Below are 26,775 nucleotides of genomic sequence, written 5' to 3'. Positions count from 1 at the left end.
TCTGGGCCAATTAACCGGTACGGCGCCTGCTGCCAATGGCAGCATCACACGCTCCAGGCGGCTCAGAGCACTGAATTACAGCACAAATCTACAATGCCAAACCTTTGCCTAAAATTCAAACAAACGTTTGTTTGAATCCTTAAATACGTTATCCTTTAAGCGTATAAAGGCTGAGTATTCGCCTGTGGGTAGTCGTCTGGGCAAACATTTACCGGTATGATGGCGCCCCAGAATTTTAAAAAAGCCTACGGGCATACAATATCCATTAAAGATGTTTGAGGAGACCAACGTGGAACGCGAATCGATGGAATTTGATGTTCTTATCGTCGGCGGCGGCCCTGCTGGCTTGTCGGCAGCTTGCCGAGTGATGCAGCTGGCACAAGAGTCCGGCGAAGAACTGACGGTATGCGTAGTAGAAAAAGGTTCTGAGATCGGCGCGCACATTCTGGCCGGTACCGTATTTGAGCCCACCGCCCTCAACGAACTCTTTCCCGACTGGAAAGAAAAAGGCGCCCCACTGAATACTCCGGTTACCCGTGACGATATTTTCCTGCTGAAAAACCAGGATAAGGGAACCAAGATACCAAACGCATTTGTACCGAAGAACATGCACAACCACGGCAACTACATTATCAGCCTTGGTAACCTGTGCCGCTGGCTTGGCGAGCAGGCAGAAGCACTGGGCGTAGAAGTTTACCCGGGGTTTGCTGCAGCTGAGACGATTGTAGAAGATGGCCAGGTTAAAGGTATCATTACCGGTGACATGGGTGTTGCAGCCGATGGCTCGGAAAAAGAAGGCTACATGCCCGGCATGGAGCTTCGCGCCAAATACACACTGTTTACCGAAGGCTGTCGTGGACATCTCGGCAAGCGTCTGATTAAAGATTTCAAGCTCGACGAAGGCAAAGACCCTCAGCACTACGGTATCGGCATTAAAGAGCTGTGGGACATCGACCCAGCCAAGCATGAGCCAGGCCTTGTTGTACACACAACCGGCTGGCCCCTGACAGAAACCGGCTCTACCGGTGGCTCTTTCCTTTATCACCTTGAGAACGGCCAGGTATATGTTGGGTTGATTGCTGACCTTTCCTACAGCAACCCGCACATGAGCCCGTTTGAAGAATTCCAGCGACTCAAGCTGCACCCTGAATTCCGAAAGTATCTGGAAGGCGGCAAACGGGTTTCTTATGGCGCCCGTGCCCTGAGCAAGGGTGGATACAACGCTCTACCCAAGATGAGCTTCCCTGGTGGTCTGATATTGGGTTGCGATGCGGGCACATTGAACAGCTCCAAGATCAAAGGATCTCATACTGCTATGAAGTCAGGTCTTTTAGGCGCTGAAGCAGTATTTGAAGCACTCAAGAATGGCCAAACTGGTGAGGAAATTACCAGTTTTGCGGACCGCTTTGAAAAGAGCTGGCTGTATAAAGAGTTGTACGATGAGCGCAACTTCGGCCCGGCTATGCACAAGTTCGGTAACTTTATTGGTGGCGCAATTGCATTCTTTGAGCAGAACATTCTGCGCAGAAGCCTGCCTTTCACGCTGCGTGATTTGACGCCTGACTACGCTGCAATGAAGCCTGCAGCTGAGTGCAAAAAGATCACCTATCCCAAGCCGGATAACAAGCTGACCTTTGACCGCCTTACGTCGGTGTTTATTTCCAACACCAACCATGCGGAAAACCAGCCGGTTCACTTGAAGTTGACCGATCCTGATATCCCCATCAACGTAAACCTGCCCAAGTACGACGAGCCTGCTCAGCGCTACTGCCCTGCAGGGGTTTACGAGGTGGTTGAAAAGGATGATGGCAGTGGTAAGCGCTTCCAGATCAACTCTCAGAACTGTGTTCACTGCAAGACCTGTGATATCAAGGATCCTGCTCAGAACATTACCTGGGTAACGCCAGAAGGCGGCGGTGGTCCAAACTATCCTAACATGTAAGTTGGTTTGGTAACGCAAAGCATCAATTAATTTGGTGCTTTAAAAAAGGAGGAGCAGATAAGACTGCTCCTCCTTTTTTTGTCTTGTCGGCGCTAGTCAGCTACTGGGGTAAATATCGTAGCCCAGTCATTTTTCATGCTGATAATATGCCATCCCTGCTTATCAGCTTGTTCCACCAACGACTGCGGAAATCTACCGAAATGCGTATCTGCCTGGCCATTCGCGGGGCCATAGGCGTATTCCCGCTCTGCATCGTCGTGGAACACCAGCATCATCAGCCGAGCTCCATCACCCGCACCTGTCCACTCAAGCATCTGCTGATCACCACCGGAATTACCGAATGAGGCAATCGGGCGCTTGCCAATAAACTGGTTAATAGCGACAGGCTTGCCACCTTTATCGTTATTGAAGTTGATTTCCGGTAGGCGTATTAGTGTCGGCGCGCCATTCACAACTTTGTATTCAGTCTTGATCGACGAGCCAATCACCTGCTGAGGCGGGATACCATAGGTATCCATCGTCATCGGCCGCATGAACTCCACCCCGCCGCCGGAAACAATGTAGGTGATGAACTCGTTCTCACGCAGATACTCAAGGAGTTCCACCATAGGCTTGTAAGTAAGCTCGGTGTAAGGTCGTTTAAACCGGGGATGCCGGGCAGTCTGGAACCAGTCCGAAATAATCAATTCGAATTCAACGGTGCTCATTCCGGCGTGAGTGGCCATCATCAGCTCAACAAGCCCTTTTTCGCCTGCTGCACCGACCGCCTTCATATCGCCTTCCAGCACAGCTTTGAATGGTTGCTTGCTCTTCCACTCCGGGTTCTTGGGCGCCAGTGTCTTTACTCGATCCAGCACGTATGCCAACTGGGTGTATACCGGATGTTCAGTCCAGAGCGTTCCATCATTATCAAACGTGGCAATTCTGTCCGCCGGCGGAACATAGTTCTCGCTCGACGTATCTGTAACGGTCTCAACGAACGTGATGATCGCCGCCCTTGAGTCGCTGTTTTTCCACGATGGGAGAGGATGGTCCTTCGCCAACGCAGAAATGGGGAGGGCAAATGTAAACGCGACTGCAGCAATCAGGAGTGTCTTGGTTCCCATGGATATCTCCAGGTCTGTACTGTTCCTCAGGCCAATTTTGGTCAGCCCAACAATATAAAACCGGACCCGTTACCGAGCCCGGCCAAGCTATATGCCGAATTTAGTTGCCAGTGGGCAGACCCAACTTGAACCCATCCTTCTCAAGCGCATCGCGGACATACTTGAACCGCTGATACTGAGTGAGAGTAATTGGTCCTGAGTAGCCATCGCTTTGCAGCTTGCGTGGCGGATACTCAACATATGTCTTCATCTTGTCGGTAATCGCCTGGTTCGCAGTAACCAACGCCCAAGTGCTTTCCGTAAAGGTGGTCATGAAAATATCATAACGCTCCTGCGGATCTGCTAACAGATCGAAAACCTGCGGTACAGTAGCGACATAGGCTTCCACACCTTTCCAACCAAGGTTGGTGTCGACTGCCAGACCACCGGTAGCTTGGCCGTTATCGCCACGCAGATTGAAAACATACTTGTAGTTGCCCACGCGCGCAGCGCCCGGAGTTAGCTCATTTTCGGTGAAGAAAAACCACTCTTTGCGCTTGTATTCACCCTCCCCCGTCATAATCGGAGTCATGTCGAAGCTGTCGAAGATAGTCGGCTTACCTTCCCGGTCTTTTTTGGGAAGATCCACCCCGGCGACAGACGCAAAGGTCGCCATCAGGTCAAGACCGCCGGAGATTGCATCGCTTCGTGAATCAGCTTTGATATGGTCAGGCCAGCGGGCCAGTGCTGGAACGCGGTTGCCGCCTTCGCGCACGGTTCCCTTGGTGCCACGGAACGGGGTATAGCCGGCATCAGGATAAACATCCTGCCATGCGCCGTTGTCGACCGTGTAGAACACGAGCGTGTTGTCGGCAAGACCAAGCTCTTCAAGCCGGTCGAGCACGTTTCCGATACGAGTATCCAGCTCAACCACAGAATCAGCGTACTTCGATTTTGCGACCGACTTATGGATGAAATCAGGATGCGGCATGTTGGGCTGGTGGTTCTTCATGAAGTTCACGTTAATGAAGAACGGGGTGCTCTTATCCTGGGCTGCATCTTCGAGAAACTCGTAAGCAGCTTTTTCGACATAACCATCCAGGTAGGGAATACCTACCAATTCAGGCGTATCAACATACTGACCGTTTACCTTGAAGTCTTCCTTAGGCTTTTTACCTGCGTCGCCGCTCAATGATCCTGACGTCGCTTTTGCAAAAACTTCCCGGAGGTCTTCGGGCATTTGCGGGAACCATTCCGCGTCGGTATAGGTGTAGGCGTTGAGGTGATAAAGGAAGGCATGCTTCATCGTGTCATAGCCATGTGCAGTGGGCAGAGCGTAGTCAGACTCTCCCAAGTGCCACTTGCCGGTGAAGTAAGTCTTGTACCCTGCCTTTTTCAATACAGAGGCCAATGTCCATTCCGCCGCCGGAAGACCGCCGCCCTGCCCCTGGAAGGCCACGGTAGTCATGCCTGAACGGTTTGGAATGCGACCCGTCTGCATTGCAGCACGGCCTGGCGTACAGCTGGGCTGGCCATAAAAATTGGTGAAAAACATGCCTTCTTTGGCCAGCTTATCAATGCTCGGCGACGGCATTCCACGCGCCTCACCGCCTAGATACGGGCCAAGATCACCCCAGCCAGTATCGTCTGATACGATCAGCAGAATGTTTGGCTTGCTGGCGTTTGTGCCGTTTGAACTCTTATCTTGCGCCAAAGCGGGAGCAGATACGACTGCAAGGCTGGCTGCGAGCGCCAGTAACCTGGGGAGTTTTAACTTTGTTTTGAGGTAGCTCATGGCTCCGTCTTCCTTGTCATTAGAAATATTATATATGCATCTTTGTATTTGAAAGCGTACAGACGCTAAAGTAATCTCAATGCGTACTACTCCAATGAGGCGACGGTGCTCCTATACCTTTTCTGAGTTTAGGCGATTATTTTTAAATTACTAAATGGCAACATGTACTAATTCGTATTTTTGACGGGCGCGCTTTTTCAGAAACAAAAAAAGGCCCCCGTAGGAGCCTTCTCTTCAGAAACAGTGCTTACACTCTTAGTGAGCGTGGCCGTGTTCCTGCTCTTCTTCAGTGGCGTCACGCGCTTCGATGACTTCAACATCAAAGTGCAGAGTCTCGCCAGCCAGCGGGTGGTTCGCGTCGATGGTGACGGTCTCTTCGGTGACTTCTACAACACGTACGACCTGGGGGCCACCCGGGGTCTGTGCCTGGAACTGCATACCTGGCTCGATGGTGTCTACACCTTCAAACGCGGTACGTGGAACTGGCTGAACCAGCTCTTCGTTGATTTCGCCGTAGCCTTCAGCAGGCTCAACAGAAACTTTAACCTGGTCGCCTGCGTTCTTCTCGTTCAGTGCGCTTTCCAGCCCACCGATGATGTTTTGTGCACCTTCCAGATAAGACAGAGGCTCGCGACCTTCGCCACGGGAGGAGTCCAGCTCTTCTCCCTGGTTGTTGGTGAGCGTGTAGTGGATGGTAACAACGCGAGGTTGGGCCATGTGATCTCCTTGAGTGTCGCAATGACTGTTTGATTGATTAAGGGCAATCGAAAGTAATCATGAACAGCCAGACTGAACAGAGGGACTAACGACCACCGGGCCTCGTTTGAGAGCCAGGCTCGTAACAAGAATGAAAACACAGTTTAACAAGTGACAGAGTGCGTTTTCCACCGTCATTTCTGGGGGCGCCCCCAGGCTTTTCAACCGCCCTGCCCGATTTTGTAGAAATTTCCGTGGCTGAATACGCCCAATACCGGCTTTCCGTCGATGGTTTGTTCCACAACATACTCTGCCAAATCGTAGTAAGCCGCGGTTACAAGGCGGGCGTCGACACCATGGCGTATGCGCACTATGGGCCGGGGTTGATCCGACGCCTCATAGCTGCCGACTTCGAGGGGATGGTCCACGCCAACTTCAATAGTTTCGCCCACGTTGGTGGTTAACTTAATGATCTGTTGCTCGCCGCTTCCCTCAACGGTAAGAGAGTGAGCAAGCAAAGGCGTATCCTCAACCTGAATCCGCCACTTCTCTACAGGCGTTACCAGGTAGTAGTGCCCGTCTTCCTCACGGCGGAGTATGGTTGAAAACAATTTCACGATAGCTTCCCGGCCGATTGGGTCGCCCTTGTGAATCCATAGGCCATCACGGCTAATCCGCAAATCCATGTCTCCGGAAAGTTCCGGGTGCCACTTTTCCAACGGTGGATGGCTGAGATTCTTTCCAGCTTTTTGCACCTGTTCAACAAGATTGTCCGGGCTCTGGCTCATATCTCAGCTCCGTTAATCGGTAATTTACAACCCACGCTGCCACTCGGCCCTGAGCGGCACTGCGCCCGGGCTTGTGATGGCAAGGTTAACCTGATCCAACAATTTCTGCTTGTCCCGCCCCAGGGTTCCTTTAAGGACCAGATAATTTGAGGCGTGGTCGCTTCTGAATATGGTTTTATCGAGTTCAAGGTGTTCAAGAAAGGTTTTAATCTCCTCAAACAGCCCTTGCTGGGAAAGCGGTACAAAATCCGCACCAAACCCTTCACGGAAACGTTCTTCTCCCTGGGGAAAGCTGACCACCAGAGTAGAGAGGTAATCGGGCTGGGTTTCGTTGCACAGGGTTGCCGTATTGATGGCATGTTGGCGGGAAAGGGTTTCGCCACCTAAACCATTCAGCACCATTACAGAACTGGTTAGCCCCGCTTCACGAATTTTCACCAAGGCAGAGCGCGTTGATTCCCAGGTTTCCCCTTTATTGATGCGCTGCAAGACCTCGTCGTCCCCGGATTCCATTCCAACGTAGAGAATCTTTAGCCCGGCTTCCCGCAGCTGTTTGAGTTCTTCCACAGTCTTCTTGGCGAGGTTTCTGGGTAGGCAGTAGCTGGACACTCGCTGCAATTCCGGGAACGCCGCATTCAACTCCCCCAGTATCTCCAGCAATCGCCGGGTGGGCAGCACCATGGCGTCACCATCTGCCAGAAATACTCGCTTTACGCCGCCAAGGCTTTTGGCAGCATTTTCAATATCCTTGCGGACATCCTCCGGCTTGCGGGCGCGAAATTTTTTCTGTGGCTGGGTGTACATTTCGCAGAAGGTGCACTTATTCCACGAACACCCATTGGTTACCGGCAGTATCAGCGATTTTGCTTCGCTGGGTGGCCGGAAAACGGGTTCAACATAATCAATAGGAAAGCTGTACATAATCTGTACTCAAACAATAGAAGTGACCCTGATCATAATTCATTCAGGGCAAAAACTGGGTTTTCAAGTCTGCGCAGCCAGGGCCTACAACGGGCATATCAAGAACCACTGCTTGCGACGTCATAAAGGGAATGCCCCGACGGTGCCCATCAACCAGCAATGTGGATAAGGCCCCTACCAGAGGCATATGCGATACCAGCATTAATGGCGAGTGTTTGCTTTCAAGCAGGGCGTTCAGGCAAACGCCGGGGTCGTCATCCGGCGTAATGAAGTCTTTCTCTTCCACGGGGCAGTTCAGGATTTCTGACACAATGGCCGCTGTTTGCCGTGCACGTATGTAGGGGCTGCTCCAGATAACTTCAGGGCGCCAAGGCGATGCGGCGATCTGCCTGGCGCACTGCGCAACCTGCTTGCGGCCCATTTCGGTGAGTGTTCGTTCCTGATCAAGCGAATGCCAGCCAGCCTCGCCATGACGCATAATGAGCAGATGCACAGTTAACCTCCAATAGTGGCTCCCGCATTACCCTTTACTTTTTATTCTGCGACTGTTCTCGGCAGTATGAACTCCACGTCGGAGTTCTGCACAGACATCATCAGTTTGTTGATCACGGCACTGATGGGAGCGTCTCCGTACAAAATCTCAAAAAGCCCGCGAACCAAGGGCATGTAGATCCCTAGCTCTTCAGCCTTTTCTTTCACCAGCTCCAGGGTGTAAATGCCTTCCGCTACCTGACCTAGCTCAGCCACTGCATCATCCAGCTTCTTACCCTGGCCTACAGCATGGCCAACCCGGAAATTTCTGCTTTTTGAAGAAGTGCAGGTAGCAATCAGATCACCTACGCCCGCAAGCCCCATAAAGGTCATCGGGTTTGCTCCAAGGCTGACAGCAAAGCGGCTCATTTCCGCAAGCCCGCGGGTAATCAGCATGGCCTTGGCGTTTTCACCCATATTCAAGGCGGAGGCCAAACCAGAAACAATGGCGTAGATATTCTTGAGCGCGCCCGCTAGTTCCACGCCATAGATATCCACGTTGGCATACACACGGAAGTACTCACACCCCAGAAGATCCTGAACCTTGCTTCTTACCTGGGGATCTTTGGCTGCAATCACCGTGGCGGTAAGCTCCCGGTTTGCAATTTCGTTCGCCAGGTTCGGGCCGCTTAGAACCCCAATACGACACTGAGGGATCTCTTCCTGGAGAATTTCGCTCATGAGCTTGAAGCCATTGGCTTCTATGCCCTTGGTCAGGCTTACAACAATCTGCCCTTGGGGAAAGTTGCCGCTGTTTTCTTTGATTACGGCACGGAATGCCTTGCTGGGGATGGCGACAAATACGATTTCCGCCTTGTTTACAGCGCTGCCCAAGTCCGTGGTCGGCAGTATATCGCCTTCAATTACAACATCTGGCATGTAACGGCTGTTGATGCCGGTTGTGCGGATTTCTTCAGCCTGGGCCTCATCACGCATCCAGAAGTGCACCCGGTGACCATTTTCACCGAGTACTTTTGCCAGGGCAGAGCCAAAGCTGCCTCCTCCGAGAACCGCTACATCGTGCACCGGCTCTTCAACCCCATGTTTTAGAGGCTCGTTTTGTTCAGGCATAGTTAGTCCGTCTGTTTTGAATCAGGTTCGAATCCGTTGGGGCCCTGATGAGGCAAACACAGCGGCTCAGCTGGGTTCTTCGCACTCCAGAGCGCGAACAAGATTCTTGAACTCTTCCCGATTTTGGCTGTTCAGCCCCATAAGAACTTTATGAGCGGCCAATACCCTGTCACGCACGTCCTGCTCGCTCGCTCTCAATACAGGTATTTCTTCGAGTTCTTCGATGCGGGAGGCAGGCTCACGGACGATAATAAAGATCTTATCAAAGCCCATGGAGGTGATAATACGGGTAATATCCGGGTTGGTTGTAATAAGCGTAGGTAAGAATTGGCTTTGCTTTTGGGCGGCCATCGCAATTTTGGCGAGGAGGCCGAGGGTGGTGCTGTCAATAATTTCAGTTTCCGTGAGATCAATCACCACGGTTTTGAAGTGCGGATCCAGAGTAATGGAATCAACCAGGTTATCCAGCGTGCAACAAAGGTTCAGCCGGATTTCTCCAATAAACTTAAGGACATAAATGCCCTGTTTTTCAGCCTGCAGGATCTTGTAACCAGCCATGTCTCTCACACTGCCACTATTTCAACGATGTGTTGTCTGACACTTTAACCGTATCAGTAACCGTCACTATACCGATATCGTCCGGCAACTCCGTGATCTCATCGAGCTTGAGAGCCTCGTTTAGAGATGCGACAGTGTGACGACCTCCAGATACGAGTTCAAGTAGTCTCTGCTCCTTTTCATCCAGACTCTTTTGCTGGATGACTTCAAGAATCCCATCTGAAAACAGAATCAGGTGGAAAGGTTTGTCCAGAGCAACGTCATACACTTCCCACTCAGGGTTTTCAAAGAGCCCTATTGGAAGGCCGCTACCTTCCAGAAATGCCGTTTCCCCGCCTTCAAATGAGAGCACCGGCATCGGGAAATGGGCTCCCACTGAATATCTTAACTTACGCTCGCTAAGGGATATGATACCAACAAACATCGTAACGTGTTTTCCCAGGCCGGTATCGAGCAGTTCAGAGTTAATTCGCTGCAGAAAGCGGTCAGGGTAAAGAATGTCGTCAGTAGAGCCACGACGAAGGTTGCGCTGCAAACGGTTACTCAGGTTTTTCAGCAGCACGGTCACGAATGCGGAGCTGGCACCATGGCCGGACACATCGGCAATATAGACCAGTGTCTTGTCTTCACTGAGGGGGAAGTAGTCGAGAAAATCGCCACTAAGATAAAGAGAGGGTTTGATCAGATGGTCGACGTACAGGCCGCCGGTAAACTGCTCTTTCTCCGGCAACATGCGCATTTGAACCTTGCGCCCTGCCCTTTGATCGGCTCGCAATTCGGCAATGCCATCCCTCAGGTCGCGGTTGGCGTCTTCCAGCTCCTGACGATACAACTGATTAAGCCGACTCAACCTTACACGGTCGAGCAACTTGCGAATCACATCGCTCAGGGACTTTTTATCTTTAGCAAACGGCTTGAGGACAAAATCCGATGCGCCGGCACGAAGCGCGTCGACGACCTGTTTACTCGATTCAGTGGCTGAGAATGCAACGATGGGCGTTGGTGATTCAGCTTCGTCCAGCTGATCTGCCAGGCTCTCGATTTGAGGGGGCATGAGGTCTGCAAAGATAACATCGGGCATGCTATCTTCAATGACCGCACTTGCTGTGGCCAGATCATGATATCCCGACACGTAAAAGCCCCTGGTTTCAAGGTAGCGCGCAAGTTCGGCACGAGTCTTCTCGTCTGCATCAATGATCAGTATTCGAATGAGTAGGCGCCCGGTGCGCGAGGTCATGGCTGCTGCCCTAAACTACCAGCGATAAACGAAAATCGGCTTTTCAAAACCTATTTTGGCACGCCCCTGTGATATAACAAGGCCAGTTTCACGAAACCCGGAGATTCCTGCGAATGAGAAGTGCAGTAAATGACCTGTTAGGCGCTTATGACAAGCTGATAATGGATCCGGTTCACGGTGCAATTCCGTTATACCGTCATGAGGTGCAGGTGATTGACCACCCTCTTTTCCAGCGCCTGCGCAACATCTGCCAAAACGACATTCTCAGTCTGGTATTCCCCGGCGCAACACACTCCCGGTTTCTGCACAGCATTGGCGTTATGCACGTTGGCACGCGCATGTTCCGCTCAATGATCGACGCCTACCTGCGTGAGCGACAGCTTAGCAACCAGACCGACCTCAGCTTGAGCCAACTCGACGCCATTGATTACCTGGCCAAGACCATTCGAATGGGCTGCCTGCTTCATGACAGTGGGCACTCAAGCTTTTCCCATCAGTTCACCAAGGCACAGCGGATTCGTGATCTGATGAGCCGGCCTGGTCGCTTTGCCGACTTGTGGGAAGGCGTCGATTACTCTGCCTACCACAGCACCGAGCCAGAGGAACTGGAACACGAGCACTATTCCGTGCGGGTAGCGCACGATGTGCTCGCAGCGGTGGATATGGAAGGCGCCGGGCTCCATGCCGAAGATGTTATCGGCATTATGGAAACCACCGAGGTAACGCCCAGCGAGACCTTCTGCCGCCATGCCAGAACCTTCTGGGGGTTTATTGCAGGAGAAGATGCAGAAGCCGGGTCCCTGATCAGCGAGAATATTCCGCAGCTGGTGCTTGGCCTGCTCTCATCCATTGTATCCGGGGAAATTGATGCCGATCGCGCGGATTACATGCTCCGCGACGGGTTCCACTCGTCGGTAACCATCGGTGGGTTTAACCTCGATCACCTGCTCAGCAACCTGCGTATTGGGTGGGACGAATCAGAACCCTGGCTTGGACTGGCTATTACCCAGAAAGGTTTGGGGGCGCTGGAGGACTTTGTATACAGCCGCTACCAGATGTACCGCAAGGTATACGCCCACAAAACAGCGCTGGGATTTGACTGGCTGTTACGTGAGGCCATCAACGAAGTTCTGGAGGATGCAGAGAGCTTTGAGTGGGTTGATACCTGCCTTAGCAACATGCGGTACTTTGCAGAACTCACTGACAACTTCTTTTGGGAAGCTTTCCGGAAGGTTGCCCGCCAGCGCCCCGACAGTTTTTCCTTCTGCATCGTCAACCGGGTAAAGCTGAACCACCTGGATACCCGGGAAGATCTGTCAGCCAGTGGCATTGCCAGCCACAGCGCCTGGCTGGCCGAAGCTATGGAATTGAATCCTGCCCACGTGGTGACTTGCTCAATGCGGGCTCGTTTTTCCAACATTCAGGATAACTTCAACGGCATAAAGGTACTGGTGCGGGACCCGGTGAACCGTACCCGCTCGCTGAAAAAGATTACCGATGTCAGTGCTTTTTTCAGCAAGTTCAGCGACGGAACCATCACCCACTTTTATACCCGCCCGGATTCCACCGTAGATGCCGCAAAAGGGATCACCGGCTAACTGGCTTTGCCGAGCAGGCAGATACCAAACCAGAGGCGCTGTCGAAAGCGCCTTCAACCCTGCCGCCGCAGAGCCAATCGCCCGCAAGGCCGATACCCTGCTCTTCAAACCAAAGGTGGCCCGGGTTGGCGCCACCTTCTGAGCGAGCATACAGCCAGCGGTGAGCGACTGAGTCGGTCGCTTTTGCATCCGATCCGGTCAGTTCCCGGAAGGCTGCGGTTAAATCTGCTGTTACCTGCTCCGGCGTTGCATCGACATTCTGTTCCGTCCAGTCAGCGTTTGCATGCAACACCCACCACACGCCTTTGTCCTCGGAATTTGCACTTTCACGCCCAGGTTTACTGGAGTTATTGGCCACCCAGTAAAGAGCGGGATGATCACACCGCATGCCAAGGTGGCGCGGCCATGGGTTTTCCTCAAACCTGACGGCCACAGCCCAGCAGGGTAAAACCCGGCTTACTGCATCATCAAGCTGTGCAGCCAATTCAGGCAAATTACTTTGCGCCAGCAAATCTCTGGCCTGGGCCGGCGGCGCGGTGATAATCACCTGATCGAATTGGCCCACCTGCTCTCCACCGGTATCCGAGAGTAACCAACCATCCCTGTTGCGAACAAGTTGTTCGATCCGGGTTTCTGCCACCACATTTACATGGGCCGCCAGCGCACGGGAAATAGCAGTCATTCTCGGCGTACCAACATAGCGGGGTTCCTCAGGAAACCCCTGCCACTGGCCTTGCTTGTTCTGAAACGCCAGATGACCCTTCCACGTGCCAAAGCTATTCTTCCCGGCATACTCTGTCAGAAATGGCAAAAAGTCGGGATTGCGGGCAGTGAAGTATTGGGCACCAACATCTGCGGAACCACCGGCAACCCGTTTGGCTGCGAGCCTGCCGCCGGGGCCTCGGCTTTTTTCAAACACTGTTACGTCGTGGCCCTTCTTTTTCAGTTTGATGGCGGCAGTTAAACCGGCAAGGCCTGAACCAACTATCGCGATACGGCGTATATCATTTTCAGAAATCGTCTGATTAAACATGGTTTATGGTGCATCCAATTACAGTGGTCAGAGCGTACAAACGAGCAAGCGACAGGGCCCGGGATTTCCGAACACCTCGCTGTACAGGTTCCATTCAGAGCAAAAGGGCAATCAGGGTATGACCCGAGTGCAAAATTTCTTCATCAATATTCAAAGATGGTTCGATTCCGACGCCGGATCGGATCACATAGATGCTAACTCCCGCGCCTTCAACGTTGTGCGCGTTATACCATTTCTGGCTTTGCACCTGGCCTGTTTACTGGCCTTCTACACCGGCGTTAGCGGGTTTGCAGCCGGTTTTGCCCTTGTGTTTTTCTGGCTAAGAATGTTCGCCATTACGGGATTCTATCATCGGTACTTTGCACACAAGACCTTTAAAACCAGTCGCGCAGCACAATTCATTTTTGGGGTGCTCGGTGCCAGTGCAGCTCAACGGGGGCCCCTTTGGTGGGCAGCGCATCACCGGCACCACCACCAGCATTCTGACCGGGAACAAGACCTGCACTCCCCTCATCACGGCGGTTTCTGGTGGGCCCATATGGGGTGGTTTACCTGTGATGCAGGCTTTATTACCGATGAAAAGCGCATACGCGACTGGCTGAAATTCCCTGAACTCAAACTTCTCAACCGTTTTGATGCGCTGGTGCCAGCTGCGTCTGCACTTTCGATTTACGGGCTAGGTGAAGCGCTAGCTGCCTGGGCACCGGAGCTTGGCACTAATGGTCTGCAGCTGCTGGTTTGGGGATTCTTCATTTCCACAGTGGCGCTGTTCCACGCAACGGTTTCCATCAACTCCCTCTCCCATGTGTGGGGTAAGCGCCGCTTTGAAACATCGGACGACAGCCGCAACAACTTCTGGCTGGCGCTGCTTACCCTCGGTGAAGGCTGGCACAACAACCACCATCGCTGGCCTCAATCTGTCCGCCAAGGATTCCGCTGGTACGAAATCGATGTGACCTGGTATGGGCTTTGGGCTTTATCGAAACTGGGCATCATTTGGGATTTGAACCCGATACCCAAACATATTCGGGAAGAAACCCGCCAGCGTGACCAAATCAGAAAGGTGCAGAAATGAAAATCGAAGTTGGCTGTCCCAACCCGGCCATGCCCGCGACACTGGAAGCGTTCAGGGTTTTGTTCAACCAACTGGACAAAGGTAACCTGCACAAGTTGCCTGCTGTGTACAGTGAGGACATACAGTTTCAGGACCCGCTTGGCGCTGTCGAAGGCCTTGATGCGTTAACCCATTACTTCGCCGGGGCCTATTCCAACGTAATCTCCTGCCAATTTGTTTTTGAAGATGCCGTGGTTCAGGACAGCTCTGCCACTATTCCCTGGGTAATGCTTTTACGCCACAAGCGCATTCGTGGCGGGCGTGAAATACAGGTTGCTGGCATCAGCCATGTGGCCGTGAAGTGCGGCAAAATCTGTTATCACCGGGATTATTTCGATGCGGGCCAGTTGCTGTATGAAAACCTCCCGGTGATTGGCAGGGTTGTTCGCTGGGTGAAGGGTTACGCAGGATGAGCGATCGCCTTAAAACCGTATCCAATATCTGGATCACCGGCGCCAGTTCCGGGATTGGCGAGTCTGTAACCCGGGCCCTCATACGCGGTGGGCACAGATTAATCGTTACCGGACGCCGTGTTGAACCCCTGGAGCAGCTTCAAGGTCTTGCAGCAGAAAGGATTGTTCCGGCAGTGGCAGACACAACCAGCAAAGAGGACTTGCAAGCCATAGCGCCAAATCTGGAATCCTTTGGCGATCTTAATATGGCCATACTCAATGCCGGTACTTGTGAATACCTCGATGTCGCCGATTACAACAGCGATGTTATTACCCGGAATGTTGAAACCAATGTGATCGGCACTGCGCGCTGTATTGACATTGCCTTGCCTGCACTGCGCCGTGCTCGCGCCAAAGACTTGCCAGCCACCCTGGTTATTGTAGGTTCTTCTGCCTGGTGGTTTCCATTCACCCGGGCAGAAGGCTATGGCGCATCCAAGGCTGCCTTGGCGTACTTCACCCAGAGCCTGCGAGCGGATCTTGCCGCAGAAGGAATTGATGTGGTGCTGGTATCTCCGGGGTTTGTAAAAACGCCCCTGACCGACCGCAACGATTTTCCTATGCCCTTTCTCGTCACTGCCGAAGAGGCCGCAGAACGGATTGTGAGCGGCCTTGCCAAGGGCCATAGCGAAATCGCTTTCCCCAAGCGCTTTACATGGATTTTGAAATGTCTGGGAGCCCTGCCCCAGTCACTGATTGACCGCATGGCCGCTTCCATGGCCCGCAAAAGCTCCAGCGAACAGGAAACCAATCAATGAACAACGAACGTCAGCGAATTGCCGTTATCGGTGCCGGTGTATCTGGCCTCACGGCTGCTTGGCTTCTGGCAGAAAAACACGATGTAGAAATCTTTGAAGCCAGCGATTACGCGGGTGGCCACACCAACACTGAATATGTGGAAGCAGACGGGCGAACCTGGCCGGTTAATACCGGTTTTATTGTGTTCAATGACTGGACCTACCCGAATTTCATGCGCCTGATGGAGCGCTTGGGAGTACCTTCCGAAGTCAGTGATATGAGCTTCAGCGTAGACAGTACTACCACGGGCCTGCAGTACAATGGTACCAGCCTGAATACGCTATTTGCCCAACGTAAAAACCTGTTCAATCTGCGATTCCTGAATATGGTTCGGGAGATTCTCCGGTTTAATAAAGAAACCCGCGCCGACATGGCGGCTGGAAATATCGAAAGCACTGAAACTCTGGGCGCCTACCTGAACCGCAACGGTTACTCCCGATACTTCCGGAACTACTACATTGTGCCCATGGGTGCAGCTATCTGGTCGGCGCCGGAAATTGTGTTGGAGCAGTTCCCGATCCGCTTTTTCCTCCAGTTCTTCAATAACCACGGCATGCTATCGGTTGACGACCGTCCCACCTGGCGGGTTATTTCCGGTGGTTCTGCCCAATATGTGAAAGCAATGATGGATCGACTTGGTGACTGCATTCGCCTGAATACACCGGTACAAGCTGTAAGCAGAAATGAGAGCGGCGTTACGGTAACGGCACAAGGGCAGGCCCACGAGTTCGATCAGGTCATATTTGCCTGCCATAGCGACCAGGCACTCAAGATGCTGACCGACCCCAGCGACCAGGAACGTGACATTCTGGGTGCCATTCCTTATCAAAAGAATGATGTGGTTCTGCACACTGACAGCAGCGTGCTCCCAAGCAACAAAAGAGCCTGGGCCGCGTGGAATTACCACATTCCAAAGCACAGCACCGAGCCGGTTTCGGTCACCTACAACATGAACATTCTGCAGAATTTTCATCAGGCCCCGGAGGTTTTCTGCGTCACCCTGAACCGCAGTCGTGACATCGCACCGGATAAGGTCATCAAGCGGTTCAACTATGCTCACCCTGTGTTTACCCTTGAAGCCGTTCAAGCCCAGGAGCGGTATGCAGACATTGGCAATAAAAACCGCACCCATTATTGCGGCGCATACTGGTTCAACGGTTTCCATGAGGATGGCGTGCGCAGCGCCCTGCGGGTAACGGGTGATTTTGGAGTGGAGCTCTGAACATGGGTAGCCAATGGTTACATGGCTCAATCCGACACCGGCGTTTGTATCCGGTTCGGCACGAGTTTGAATACCACACTGGCATGCTGGCGCTGGATACCGATGAGTGGCATCAGGTTGCCAATGTAAGCCCCTTCTTCTCGCTGGAACGCTTCAACTGGATGTCCCTGAGGCGCAAAGACTACTTCCGACCTGAGGCCGGTGACCTGTCAGAAGCGGTGCGGGATCAGGTAAAAGCGGCAACAGGCTGGTTTCCTGACGGGACGGTGGAGTTGATTACTCACCCCCGCTACGCCGGGTATATTTTCAACCCGGTGAGTTTTTACTTTTGCTATCGCACTGGCAAAAGTGGCGCCAACGGCGATGTTCCTGCTGTGATCATGGCGCAGATTACCAATACCCCCTGGCATGAGCGTCATGTGTATTGCCTGGAAACAACGGGCAGCGAGCCCAATTCTGCTGGCTGGCGCACAGAACAGTTCGGGTTCACCAAGCGCTTTCATGTGTCTCCCTTCAACGCCATGGCGCAACACTACGAATGGACATTCAGCTTTCGTGGGCCGGAGCTGAGAATTCACATGAACGTGCTGGAAGAAGGCAAAAAACATTTTGATGCCACCCTGGTAGTCCAGAGAGCCCCTCTCACACGTAAAACCCTTCATAAAAGTCTGCGCCAGTTCCCGGTGGAAGCATTCAAGGTTGCTGCCGGTATTTACTGGCACGCGCTGAAGCTGAAATTCAAGGGTGCGCCCTTCTACACCCACCCGGACAAACTCGCTGACAGTGACCCCGCCCACAGGCTGGGGAACACCGATCAGGGTGTCGATGTGACCAGCACAGGCGACTCAAACAAGACTCGAGGAAAGGTAAGCTCATGGAGAACATAAACACTTCGGCCACTACCAGTATCACCAGCTCGAAGGGCCGCTCTTCTCTGGTTACACGCGTTGCGCGCAACCTGGTTATCCAGCAGCTACGGCAACTGGAGGCAGGCACACTCACTATTCGCGAATCCGGCATGGACGACCTGATTTTTGGCGATGGCAACTCTGAACACCCACCGGCAGAGCTGATCGTACACCACCAAAGCACGTGGCGTGACCTGCTGACTGGCGGCAGCGTTGGCGCAGCTGAAGCCTACGTAGCGGGAGACTGGTCATCACCGGATCTTGTTGCCCTGCTCCGGTTCTTTACCCGCAACATAGACCGGATGAACGAATTTGAAGACAAATTCAGCTGGGTCACCAAGCCTGCGCTGAAAGGCTTGCACTGGCTGAACCGCAACACAAAAGATGGCTCCAGAAAGAACATCAGTGCCCATTATGATCTGGGCAACAATCTGTTCGAAACCTTTCTCGACCCCACCATGATGTATTCCTCTGCGATTTACCCCAGTGAGGAATCGACACTGGAGGAAGCCGCCGTTCACAAGCTTGACACCATCTGTAAGAAGCTGGACTTGCAGCCCGGCGACCGTGTGATCGAGATAGGCACCGGCTGGGGGGGCTTTGCCATTCACGCTGCCAAACATTACGGGTGTCACGTAACCACCACAACCATCTCCAAAGAGCAGCTGGAACTGGCACAAGCGCGGGTACGCAGCGAAGGCCTGGACGACAAAATCACCATGCTCTTCGATGATTATCGCGACCTGGAAGGCCAATTCGACAAGCTGGTTTCCATTGAGATGATCGAGGCCGTTGGACCGCAGTTTCTGGACAGCTATTTCAGCCAGATTAACGCCTTGCTGAAACCAGATGGCCTGGCCCTGATTCAGGCCATCAACATGCCGGAACAGCGTTACCAACGCGCCCTGAAAAATGTGGACTTTATCCAGCGTTTTATCTTCCCCGGGAGCTTTATCCCATCTTTCGGTGCCATTCTGGAATCGGTGCGTAATCAGTCAAACCTGGTACTCACCCATTCGGAAGATACCGGCTTTCATTATGCTCGCACGCTCCGGGACTGGTGTGACCGCTTTATGGCCAACCGGGACGCCCTCGAATCCATGGGTTACGACCAGGCCTTTCGCAAGTTCTGGAACTTCTACTTCGCCTATTGCGAAGCAGGGTTCAGCGAGCGGGCTATCGGAGTATCACAGTTGGTTTTCGCCAAGCCCGGCAATAAGCGGCAGAACATACTGAGTGTATGATTACTTCAGAAGCTGCTCGTAATATACTGAACTTCTTACTCTTTCAGATCGGTTGGTTTACCTGTGTTGTGTATCCCGATCTGATGGGGCCCTTGGTGGTCGTGGCGTTTCTGGTTATCCATTTTGTGCTGGTGAGCCAGCATCGCTTTACGGAATTGCAATTTATCGGGCTGGGGGTCCTTGTTGGCTCCCTGCTTGATGGCCTTTGGCTCAATGCCGGCATTCTGACTGATGGCAACACAGGCGATGAACACCTGATTACACCTGTGTGGCTGGTGGCTATCTGGGCAATCTTCATGACCACCCTCAGCCATTCCCTGAACTGGATCAGTCGCAAAGTCTGGCTGGCCTTTGTGTTTGCGCCCATTGCAGGTCCACTCGCCTATTGGTCGGCAAGTAAACTGGGAAATGTAGCCCTTCCGGACTTGCCGCTCTCCCTGGCAGCCTTGGCTCTGGGCTGGTTTGTAGTGTTTCCGTTGTTACTGTTCTTTCGCAAGTCACTCTACCCGGAGCTTGTGTAGATGACTCGGACAGGAACAACTGTTGCTGCTGCGATTGTTCTGGCCGCCTTGGCAGCACCAGCATCTGCTGGTCTGTTTGAGTTTACCGGGCAGGCGGAATCCAGCACTGGAGAAGCGCTATATGAGGAACGGCACCGCATTGAAGGTTCTTGTAAAGCCGGAGTGTTCCAGCCTCTGGAGCATAGGGTTGTCTATATCCGCCGAGCTGAAAGTAATCGCCACCCTTTCGCTGAAAAGCGCCTCGATTACCGCTCTTCTCTTTTGCGCCCAGTGGTGAAATATCAACAGCCAGACTTTAAAGAGTCGCTTGAAATTACCTACCCGGCTTCAGATTCTGCGGCGATTGTGTGGCAGCAGCCCGGGGGAGAAATCAAACAGTCCAATTTAGGCGGTTCGAACGATCTGGTGGTGGATGCCGGCTTTGACAACCTGGTACGCCAGAACTGGCATAAGCTTACCACTGGTGAATCCGTAAAATTCCGGTTCTTGGCACCCACCCGTGGAACGGATTACGCCTTTATACTGGAGCCTGCTCAAAACCTTTCAATAGAGGCCGATCATCTGGTGCAAATCCGCCCGGAAAGCCTTGTTCTGAAATTCCTGGTGGATCCTATTGTTCTTGGCTACAACAACAAAGGCGCTCTCACAGCCTACTCGGGCCTTACCAACGTGCGCGAGAACGCTGACCAAAACCACACTGCAACCATCCATTATGAAGTGAACAACTATCCGGAATGTGACCTCATTCCCTGAAACTGCCGTCTCCAGGGACGCAGCTCAGCGGTTTCAATGTGGTAAACTCCTGCGGCAACCAACGCCGGAGAGTTTTTAGTCATGATGTTTGTGTCTTTTAACGTCAACAGTATACGTACCCGCCTGCACCAGCTTGAAGCGCTGATTGAAAGCCATAACCCCGATTTTATCGGCCTTCAGGAAACCAAGGTAAGAGATGAAGAATTCCCGGTTGAGGCCATTCGTGAACTGGGCTACCACGTGCATTTCCACGGCCAGAAAACCCACTACGGTGTTGCTTTATTGTCACGCATGGAGCCAGATCAGGTTACTAAAGGCTACCCTGGAGATGACGAAGACGCCCAGCGCCGCATGATTACCGGCCAGTTCACAATTAATGGGCAAAAGCTCACTGTTCTCAACGGTTATTTCCCCCAAGGCGAGAGCCGCGACCACCCCATCAAGTTTCCAGCCAAAGAAAAGTTTTACGCAGATTTGATGGCCTATCTGGACGAGCTTAACGATCGGGACGGCCACGTGGTGATCATGGGTGACATGAACATCTCTCCCACCGATAAAGATATCGGTATTGGCCCAGACAACGCAAAGCGGTGGCTGCGTACCGGCAAATGCTCGTTCCTTCCGGAAGAGCGTGAATGGCTGGCCCAGGTTGAGGCTCGAGGTTACACCGATGTGTTTCGCCACCTGTACCCTGATGAGGCACAAACCTTCAGTTGGTTTGATTACCGCAGCAAAGGGTTTGAACGGGAGCCCAAACGGGGTCTGCGTATTGACCTGATCATGGCCAGCGACGGCCTGTTAACGAAAGCAAAGGAAGCTGGTGTGTCTTACGAGTTCCGTGGCATGGAGCGGCCATCCGATCACTGCCCGGTATGGGCTACATTTGACCTCTGATACCTGGCCGGGGCCGATATGACAAAAATTAAAACCCGGGATCGAATACTCAACACCAGCCTGTCGTTATTCAACAGTCTGGGTGAGCCTAACGTAACTACGTTGTTGATCTCGGATGAGCTGGATATCAGCCCCGGCAACCTGTATTACCACTTCAAAAGTAAGGGCGACATTGTAGAAGAGCTGTTTTCCGCCTATGAATCCGAAGTGCTGGATTTGCTTTCTGTTCCCGAAGACGTAGATATCAGCCTGGACCAACAGAGTTTTTTCTTGCACATTTTATTTGAGGCAGTGGCAAGGTACCGGTTTCTGTACCAGGATCTGGTGAATGTATTGTCCCGTTACGATCGCTTGCAACTGCGATTCAAACGGATTCTTAAAAAGAAGACCGGGGCATTCCGTAGCATCTGCCAAAGCTTACGGAACCAAAACATGATGAGCATTGAGGATGATGATCTGGACTCTCTGTGCGAGCAGCTCACCCTTACCGCCTGTTACTGGAGTGCATATGACACTCTATCCCATCTTGACGACCGGGAATCGGTAGATCCCGGTCGCGGCGTCTATCAGATGATGCACCTTATGCTGCCCTACTTCGTCCCCGATGTTCAGGAGCACGCGAAACTGATCAGCCAGGAATACCTGGTGTAATCTCCCTTTATTCTTCTTCGTCTGCGCGGTGGCCGTCCCGCAGCATCGACAGTTCCGCTTCCAGAGCTTCAATCCTGTGTTCCAGGGCAGCTATATCTTCACTGCGATGAATGCCCAGCCTGCGCAAGGCGCCCGAAACGCGCTCATCAAAAAGATGTTCAAGCCTGTCCCAGGTGCCGGTTGCCCGCTCGCGAACACCCTCAACCCGATCTTCCACGGAGCGAATTTGTTTCTCGACAGCTCCCCGGGTCTTATTCTCCAACTGTTCGCCTTCCTGGACGAGACGATCAAAGAAGCGACCGGTGTCTTCCTCAGCTTTCGTATAGGCCCCAAGACCAGCCAGCCAGATCTGCCGTGCTGAATCCTTTATTTTTGCAGCAAGTTGCGGATCATTTTCCGGCTTCTTGTCGTTCTCATCAGACATGTAACAACCTCAGGGAAGGGATAGTTCGCTTGGCGCTTATTATATTACAGCTGGCAGGCAATTTCAGTCGGGCTGAGAGCCGCTTTGCAACAGGCCGCAGTATAAGAGTGGGATTTATATGCAAAAATGTTCCCATGCAAGAGTGCCTCAAGCTTGAAGTGTTCATAATATAGACAATACTTGCTTATACCGGAGTCCCTGCTGACGCCGGTTTGTCTGGAAGTCTTTCATGGATACTACTCGCACACTTCTGCCTGGCATTCCCGCCGGGCTTTTTTTTGGTATGATTGCTTCCGGTTATAAGCTTATTCCTATTCCATCTTTGGAATCTGCTTAGCACTGGAAGGCAATTAGAATACCTTAACTGAAATCGTGCGTTATAGGAGTTACTGAATGATTGACATAGCCTGGAGTAGTTTTACTCCCTGGTCGGCTCTGGTTGGTGGCGTATTGGTCGGCCTCGCTGCTGCCAGTTTTCTTCTTTTAAACGGCAGGGTTGCCGGAATCAGTGGAATACTTGGAGGTTTGCTGTCTCCATCATCCGGTGACACTAGCTGGCGCATAGCCTTTCTCGCCGGTCTTATCGGTGCACCGGCTATATGGGTGCTTTCTGCGGAACTGCCGCCCATTGAGATAGAGGCCGGATACCCAGCGCTTATAATTGCAGGGCTCCTTGTGGGCGTGGGCACACGGTATGGCTCGGGTTGTACAAGTGGTCATGGGGTTTGCGGGCTTTCAAGGCTGTCGCCCAGATCATTAGCGGCAACGGTGAGCTTCATGTTCGCCGGGTTTTTGACTGTTTATATAATCCGACACGTATTGGGAGTGTAATTCATGAAATCTGCTTTGGCCTCGTTGTTCGCAGGCTTGCTGTTTGGTATTGGACTGATTGTTTCTGGCATGGCAAATCCGGAAAAAGTGTTAGGTTTCCTTGATATTGCGGGCCTTTGGGACCCCTCTCTTGCATTCGTGATGGGCGGCGCAGTTATCGTTGGGCTTTTTGCATTTGCGATTGCGCGAAAAAGAACCCTGTCGTTCCTTGGTTTCAGCATGAGGGTGCCGGGCCAGTCACATATAAATAAACGCCTGGTCATCGGCGGCTTGCTGTTCGGGGTTGGTTGGGGTATCGCCGGTATCTGCCCGGGCCCCGGGCTTGTAGGTGTGGGCGCGGGTGAAATCAAATCCGTTGTATTTGTAGCGTCCATGGTGGCTGGCATGGGCCTGTTCGAACTGATAGAGCGCATGCGAGCGGGCAAGCCCGCCCAAGGTTGGAGCACGACGGCCCAAGAGTGAGCCGACTGACCGCCTATCATTCTGACAGACGCCATCACCTATGAGATGATGGCGTCGTTTTTTACCGAATCCGGAGACTAACCCCCATGGATATCCGAAAGATTGACGACACAATTTCTGTCGCTCCACAGATTACGTACGGCGATGTGGCAGAAGCCGCCAGGCTTGGTTTCAAGACACTGGTTGCCAACCGTCCAGACAGGGAGGAATTTGGACAGCCGGCTATGGCTGATCTCGAGGCCGCCTCATTGGAAAATGGCATGACTTGGGTTTACATGCCAGTGGCATCGGGGAACATCACTGACGCCGATGTGGATCATTTTGGGGCAATGATCCAGAATTCCGAAAAGCCCGTATTGGCTTTCTGCAGAAGCGGAACCCGTTGTACTGTGCTCTGGGCTTTGAATGCTGCTCGCAGTGTTAACGCCGAGGAAATTTTCACAAAAGCGCGAGGCGCCGGATACGACATCAGTGGTCTGGCCCCTCGCATGGCGCAGCAAGCTCGCAGCCAGTAAATAGTCTTTCGTATTTTCGATCAACGCTCAGGATTCACCTCCCCATGCAATACAAAGGTTCAGAGAACTTCCGGCACAACCAGCCGGAACGGATTGGTGTACTGGTAACCAACCTGGGCACTCCAGATGCCCCAACCCCCTCAGCTTTAAGGCGCTACCTGGGTGAGTTTTTGTCTGACCCCAGAGTAGTTGAGCTACCTCGCCCCCTCTGGTGGCTGATATTGCATGGCGTTATCCTTCGCATCCGCCCCAAGCGCAGCGCTGCGGCGTACGCCAGCGTGTGGCAACCTGAGGGCTCGCCACTACTGATTCATACAGCGAAGCAAGCCGAAGGCATTCAGGAGAGCCTGAGAAAGAAATACGGCAACGATGTGGTTGTAGGCTTTGCCATGCGCTACGGCAACCCTTCAATTCCACGGGTACTTGATGAAATGCAACAGCAAGGTGTCAGGAAACTTATAGTCCTGCCACTTTACCCGCAGTATTCCGCTTCGACATCTGCCTCTACATTCGACGCCATTGCAAAAGATTTCTCAAAGCGCCGTTGGATACCGGACCTTCGCTTTGTCTCTCACTACCCGGACTACTCGCCCTACATTGAGGCGATGGCGCGCCATATTGAAAACCACTGGGAAGAAAAAGGGCGCAACCAGAAACTGGTCCTCTCCTATCACGGAGTGCCCCTCAAATACCTTACGAAGGGCGACCCTTACCACTGCGAGTGCCACAAAACCTCAAGGCTTCTTGCGGAACGGCTTGGACTGGCAAAAGAAGACTATATAACCACTTTCCAGTCCCGCTTCGGTAGAGAGGAGTGGCTCAAGCCCTATACCGACGAGACGCTGAAGACTCTGCCAAGCCAGGGAGTAAAGTCCATAGACGTGTTTTGCCCCGGCTTTTCGTCTGACTGCCTGGAGACTATCGAAGAAATCGACGAAGAAAATCGCGAATACTTTATGGAGGCAGGCGGTGAAGGCTTCAGCTACATCACCGCCCTCAATGCGACACCCGGGCACATTGATGCTCTGGTGCAATTAATTGAAGAAAACCTCAAAGGCTGGCAGCTACCGGATAACCAGCCTGAAACGCTCATCGCCCGCAATCAACACGCAAATGAGCAAAAAAGCGCGATCTACCCTGGCCGGGAACTTTAAACCAAAGGCTCAGTAGCATTTACCGCTTCTGAGCCGATTTTGAAAATGGTATGAAGCACTGTACGCCCTATTCTTCCTCTTCATCCTTTTGGCGCTGTCCTGTGCCCGAAAGATCAGGCATGGCTTCACAGAAGGTGCACTCATCAATATCCACACTGGCACCACCCGTCTCAACATAGCGCACTCTGTGGCTGGCCTGGCCGCGGTTAGTAGAGACAGAAAACTTGCGATCGCGACGATCTACAGCGCCAGCCTCGTTCATGGTATCTACTTTATTGCCTGACATATCTACCTCCCGTGTGCACCCCTGAAATACAAAGCTCAGCGTCAAGAGGATAAGATGGGGTCGCTTCGTCCAGTTTAAAGCCTGGAATACCAAAGAGCATGCATCGGGGTGCCGGACCACAACTGATTTGTAAAAGTTAAAGCGAGCTCTTGGGTGATGCGAGAAGTATTCTGGAGAGATTAAGCATATGATTTCATGGAAAAAATGGCGGTGGGCCAGGGATTCGAACCCCGGGAGGGCTACTAACCCTCGGCGGTTTTCAAGACCGCTGCATTCGGCCACTCTGCCAGCCCACCGTTTTTCCATTGCTGCCTAGCGACAGCGGAGTGCATGATACCGGAATTGTCTGTGCTGTCAACGCCCTGCACAAAACTCCATGCAAATTTGAACATTAACTGTGTTTAATGGAATCTAGGGACGACTTTCGTGTCGTAAATGATTGAAAGTTGAGAATTCGACATTATGATAGTGTGTAATTCTAGGTGATTGGCGCCTATCAGGCTTTGGGCCTGACGCCCGTAACCAACCAAGTTGCATTTAACCGGAGATCAGAATGCAAAACAGACAGTTCAACGCTCAGCAGAACCGCAATGGCATGATTGCCCGTGGGTCCGCTACCGCACCAATGAGTGCGTCAGCTACCAAGGTTTTGCGTAACACCTACACCCTGCTGGCAATGACGCTGGTATTCAGCGCTGTCATGGCAAGCGTATCCATGTCCATTGGCTTGAGCCAGGGCGCAAGCCTTGTGTGCAGCCTGGGCGCACTCGCTCTGATCTGGTTTGTACTCCCACGTACTGCGAACAGCTCAGCTGGCATTGCTGTAGTATTTGCCTTCACCGGCCTGCTGGGTTTGTCCCTTGGGCCGATCCTGTTCTACTACCTGCAGTTCCCAAGTGGCGGTGAGATCATCATGCAAGCCCTCGGCGGCACAGGTTTGGTGTTTTTCGCCCTGTCCGGCTATGTTCTCACTACCAAAAAAGACTTCAGCTTCATGCGTGGCATGCTCGTTGCCGGTCTGGTTGTGGTTCTGGTTGCCGCACTGGGTGCGATGATTGCATCCATGTTCGGGGTTGAAATATCAGCATTCAGCCTGGCCCTGAGCGCAGCAATTGTATTCCTGATGTCAGGCTTCATCCTGTACGACACCAGCCGTATCGTTAACGGTGGTGAAACAAACTACATCATGGCCACTACAGGACTGTACCTGAACATCTACAACCTGTTCGTGAGTCTGCTGCACCTTATTGGCGCTTTCTCCAACGACTGATCAAACAGTCCGGAGCGCTCC

The 26,775-nt window shown here is 52.6% G+C and carries 29 protein-coding genes and 1 tRNA gene; 17 read left to right on the top strand and 13 right to left on the bottom strand.

The window, feature by feature from the left end:
• Positions 1 to 289: 289 nt before the first annotated feature.
• Positions 290 to 1,942 carry an electron transfer flavoprotein-ubiquinone oxidoreductase gene (locus tag FFI61_RS05790; RefSeq protein WP_200369559.1) on the top strand — a complete coding sequence of 551 codons (1,653 nt, stop codon included), beginning with the start codon at positions 290 to 292 and terminating at the stop codon, positions 1,940 to 1,942.
• Positions 1,943 to 2,034: 92 nt separating this feature from the next.
• Here the strand turns inward: FFI61_RS05790 and FFI61_RS05785 are convergent, their stop codons facing one another.
• From FFI61_RS05785 to FFI61_RS05745, 9 genes are all read right to left on the bottom strand, one after another.
• Positions 2,035 to 3,048, bottom strand: coding sequence for an HAD family hydrolase (locus tag FFI61_RS05785; protein WP_200369558.1), 1,014 nt, complete (start codon positions 3,046 to 3,048; stop codon positions 2,035 to 2,037).
• Positions 3,049 to 3,148: 100 nt separating this feature from the next.
• Complete coding sequence (locus FFI61_RS05780) at positions 3,149 to 4,822, bottom strand: arylsulfatase (RefSeq protein WP_200369557.1); 1,674 nt, start codon at positions 4,820 to 4,822, stop codon at positions 3,149 to 3,151.
• 255 nt (positions 4,823 to 5,077) lie between these two features.
• On the bottom strand, positions 5,078 to 5,539 hold the full coding sequence (locus FFI61_RS05775) for an FKBP-type peptidyl-prolyl cis-trans isomerase (RefSeq protein WP_200369556.1): 462 nt from the start codon (positions 5,537 to 5,539) through the stop codon (positions 5,078 to 5,080).
• A gap of 200 nt (positions 5,540 to 5,739) precedes the next feature.
• Positions 5,740 to 6,306: a DUF1285 domain-containing protein gene (locus tag FFI61_RS05770; protein ID WP_200369555.1), complete on the bottom strand. Its 567-nt coding sequence runs from the start codon at positions 6,304 to 6,306 to the stop codon at positions 5,740 to 5,742.
• A 24-nt stretch (positions 6,307 to 6,330) separates the two neighbouring features.
• Positions 6,331 to 7,227 (bottom strand): radical SAM protein, encoded by an 897-nt coding sequence (locus FFI61_RS05765; protein WP_200369554.1) that lies wholly within the window; start codon positions 7,225 to 7,227, stop codon positions 6,331 to 6,333.
• Between the two features lie 43 nt (positions 7,228 to 7,270).
• Positions 7,271 to 7,720 (bottom strand): phosphohistidine phosphatase SixA, encoded by a 450-nt coding sequence (sixA, locus tag FFI61_RS05760; protein WP_200369553.1) that lies wholly within the window; start codon positions 7,718 to 7,720, stop codon positions 7,271 to 7,273.
• A 41-nt stretch (positions 7,721 to 7,761) separates the two neighbouring features.
• Complete coding sequence (locus tag FFI61_RS05755; protein ID WP_200369552.1) at positions 7,762 to 8,829, bottom strand: NAD(P)H-dependent glycerol-3-phosphate dehydrogenase; 1,068 nt, start codon at positions 8,827 to 8,829, stop codon at positions 7,762 to 7,764.
• A gap of 66 nt (positions 8,830 to 8,895) precedes the next feature.
• The gene (locus FFI61_RS05750) at positions 8,896 to 9,387 is read right to left on the bottom strand and encodes an STAS domain-containing protein (RefSeq protein WP_200200716.1); all 492 of its coding nucleotides are present in this window, start codon (positions 9,385 to 9,387) and stop codon (positions 8,896 to 8,898) included.
• Between the two features lie 16 nt (positions 9,388 to 9,403).
• Positions 9,404 to 10,624, bottom strand: coding sequence for a PP2C family protein-serine/threonine phosphatase (locus tag FFI61_RS05745; RefSeq protein ID WP_200200717.1), 1,221 nt, complete (start codon positions 10,622 to 10,624; stop codon positions 9,404 to 9,406).
• Between the two features lie 113 nt (positions 10,625 to 10,737).
• Here FFI61_RS05745 and FFI61_RS05740 point away from each other — a divergent pair, with 113 nt between their 5' ends.
• Complete coding sequence (locus FFI61_RS05740) at positions 10,738 to 12,222, top strand: HD domain-containing protein (protein WP_200369551.1); 1,485 nt, start codon at positions 10,738 to 10,740, stop codon at positions 12,220 to 12,222.
• Here FFI61_RS05740 and FFI61_RS05735 read toward each other — a convergent pair.
• Positions 12,212 to 13,255, bottom strand: a complete 1,044-nt coding sequence (locus FFI61_RS05735; protein ID WP_200369550.1) for an NAD(P)/FAD-dependent oxidoreductase — start codon at positions 13,253 to 13,255, stop codon at positions 12,212 to 12,214. The genes FFI61_RS05740 and FFI61_RS05735 overlap by 11 nt on opposite strands.
• Positions 13,256 to 13,373: 118 nt before the next feature.
• On the opposite strand from FFI61_RS05735, the gene FFI61_RS05730 reads away from it, so the two are divergent.
• The 10 genes from FFI61_RS05730 to FFI61_RS05685 all read left to right on the top strand — a co-directional run bounded on the left by FFI61_RS05730 (position 13,374) and on the right by FFI61_RS05685 (position 21,812).
• Positions 13,374 to 14,330: an acyl-CoA desaturase gene (locus FFI61_RS05730; RefSeq protein ID WP_200369549.1), complete on the top strand. Its 957-nt coding sequence runs from the start codon at positions 13,374 to 13,376 to the stop codon at positions 14,328 to 14,330.
• Entirely contained in the window at positions 14,327 to 14,782 is a 456-nt protein-coding gene (locus tag FFI61_RS05725; protein ID WP_227714612.1) for a nuclear transport factor 2 family protein, read from the top strand. The genes FFI61_RS05730 and FFI61_RS05725 overlap by 4 nt, the downstream gene beginning before the upstream one ends.
• The gene (locus FFI61_RS05720; protein WP_200369548.1) at positions 14,779 to 15,579 is read left to right on the top strand and encodes an SDR family NAD(P)-dependent oxidoreductase; all 801 of its coding nucleotides are present in this window, start codon (positions 14,779 to 14,781) and stop codon (positions 15,577 to 15,579) included. The genes FFI61_RS05725 and FFI61_RS05720 overlap by 4 nt, the downstream gene beginning before the upstream one ends.
• The gene (locus FFI61_RS05715) at positions 15,576 to 16,841 is read left to right on the top strand and encodes an NAD(P)/FAD-dependent oxidoreductase (protein WP_200369547.1); all 1,266 of its coding nucleotides are present in this window, start codon (positions 15,576 to 15,578) and stop codon (positions 16,839 to 16,841) included. The genes FFI61_RS05720 and FFI61_RS05715 overlap by 4 nt, the downstream gene beginning before the upstream one ends.
• 2 nt (positions 16,842 to 16,843) lie before the next feature.
• Positions 16,844 to 17,728, top strand: coding sequence for a DUF1365 domain-containing protein (locus FFI61_RS05710; RefSeq protein WP_200369546.1), 885 nt, complete (start codon positions 16,844 to 16,846; stop codon positions 17,726 to 17,728).
• Positions 17,716 to 18,993, top strand: coding sequence for an SAM-dependent methyltransferase (locus FFI61_RS05705; RefSeq protein WP_200369545.1), 1,278 nt, complete (start codon positions 17,716 to 17,718; stop codon positions 18,991 to 18,993). Before FFI61_RS05710 ends, FFI61_RS05705 begins: the two co-directional genes overlap by 13 nt.
• Entirely contained in the window at positions 18,990 to 19,514 is a 525-nt protein-coding gene (locus FFI61_RS05700; protein WP_200369544.1) for a DUF2878 domain-containing protein, read from the top strand. Before FFI61_RS05705 ends, FFI61_RS05700 begins: the two co-directional genes overlap by 4 nt.
• Positions 19,515 to 20,267: a hypothetical protein gene (locus FFI61_RS05695; RefSeq protein WP_200200726.1), complete on the top strand. Its 753-nt coding sequence runs from the start codon at positions 19,515 to 19,517 to the stop codon at positions 20,265 to 20,267. It begins immediately after the preceding gene.
• Positions 20,268 to 20,348: 81 nt separating this feature from the next.
• The gene (xthA, locus tag FFI61_RS05690; protein ID WP_200200727.1) at positions 20,349 to 21,161 is read left to right on the top strand and encodes an exodeoxyribonuclease III; all 813 of its coding nucleotides are present in this window, start codon (positions 20,349 to 20,351) and stop codon (positions 21,159 to 21,161) included.
• An 18-nt stretch (positions 21,162 to 21,179) separates the two neighbouring features.
• Positions 21,180 to 21,812: a TetR/AcrR family transcriptional regulator gene (locus FFI61_RS05685; protein ID WP_200369543.1), complete on the top strand. Its 633-nt coding sequence runs from the start codon at positions 21,180 to 21,182 to the stop codon at positions 21,810 to 21,812.
• Positions 21,813 to 21,819: 7 nt separating this feature from the next.
• Here FFI61_RS05685 and FFI61_RS05680 read toward each other — a convergent pair whose 3' ends face one another.
• Positions 21,820 to 22,236: a phasin family protein gene (locus FFI61_RS05680; protein WP_200369542.1), complete on the bottom strand. Its 417-nt coding sequence runs from the start codon at positions 22,234 to 22,236 to the stop codon at positions 21,820 to 21,822.
• Positions 22,237 to 22,629: 393 nt separating this feature from the next.
• On the opposite strand from FFI61_RS05680, the gene FFI61_RS05675 reads away from it, so the two are divergent.
• From FFI61_RS05675 to hemH, 4 genes are all read left to right on the top strand, one after another.
• Positions 22,630 to 23,067, top strand: a complete 438-nt coding sequence (locus FFI61_RS05675; RefSeq protein WP_200369541.1) for a YeeE/YedE family protein — start codon at positions 22,630 to 22,632, stop codon at positions 23,065 to 23,067.
• A gap of 3 nt (positions 23,068 to 23,070) precedes the next feature.
• Positions 23,071 to 23,529: a DUF6691 family protein gene (locus FFI61_RS05670; protein WP_200200731.1), complete on the top strand. Its 459-nt coding sequence runs from the start codon at positions 23,071 to 23,073 to the stop codon at positions 23,527 to 23,529.
• Between the two features lie 86 nt (positions 23,530 to 23,615).
• Positions 23,616 to 24,044: a TIGR01244 family sulfur transferase gene (locus FFI61_RS05665; protein ID WP_200369540.1), complete on the top strand. Its 429-nt coding sequence runs from the start codon at positions 23,616 to 23,618 to the stop codon at positions 24,042 to 24,044.
• A 44-nt stretch (positions 24,045 to 24,088) separates the two neighbouring features.
• Positions 24,089 to 25,198 carry a ferrochelatase gene (gene hemH / locus FFI61_RS05660; protein WP_200369539.1) on the top strand — a complete coding sequence of 370 codons (1,110 nt, stop codon included), beginning with the start codon at positions 24,089 to 24,091 and terminating at the stop codon, positions 25,196 to 25,198.
• Between the two features lie 67 nt (positions 25,199 to 25,265).
• On the opposite strand, the gene FFI61_RS05655 is transcribed toward hemH, so the two are convergent.
• Positions 25,266 to 25,484, bottom strand: coding sequence for a hypothetical protein (locus tag FFI61_RS05655; protein ID WP_200200734.1), 219 nt, complete (start codon positions 25,482 to 25,484; stop codon positions 25,266 to 25,268).
• A 205-nt stretch (positions 25,485 to 25,689) separates the two neighbouring features.
• Positions 25,690 to 25,780 (bottom strand) — tRNA-Ser (locus FFI61_RS05650).
• Positions 25,781 to 26,037: 257 nt separating this feature from the next.
• On the opposite strand from FFI61_RS05650, the gene FFI61_RS05645 reads away from it, so the two are divergent.
• On the top strand, positions 26,038 to 26,754 hold the full coding sequence (locus FFI61_RS05645; protein ID WP_200200735.1) for a Bax inhibitor-1/YccA family protein: 717 nt from the start codon (positions 26,038 to 26,040) through the stop codon (positions 26,752 to 26,754).
• The last annotated feature ends 21 nt before the right edge of the window (positions 26,755 to 26,775 follow it).

The organism is Marinobacter sp. DY40_1A1 (assembly GCF_016597815.1).
GTDB classification, from domain to species: domain Bacteria; phylum Pseudomonadota; class Gammaproteobacteria; order Pseudomonadales; family Oleiphilaceae; genus Marinobacter; species Marinobacter xiaoshiensis.
Note: the sequence above shows the minus strand (reverse complement) of the source record. Positions and strands in the feature narration are given on the sequence as shown.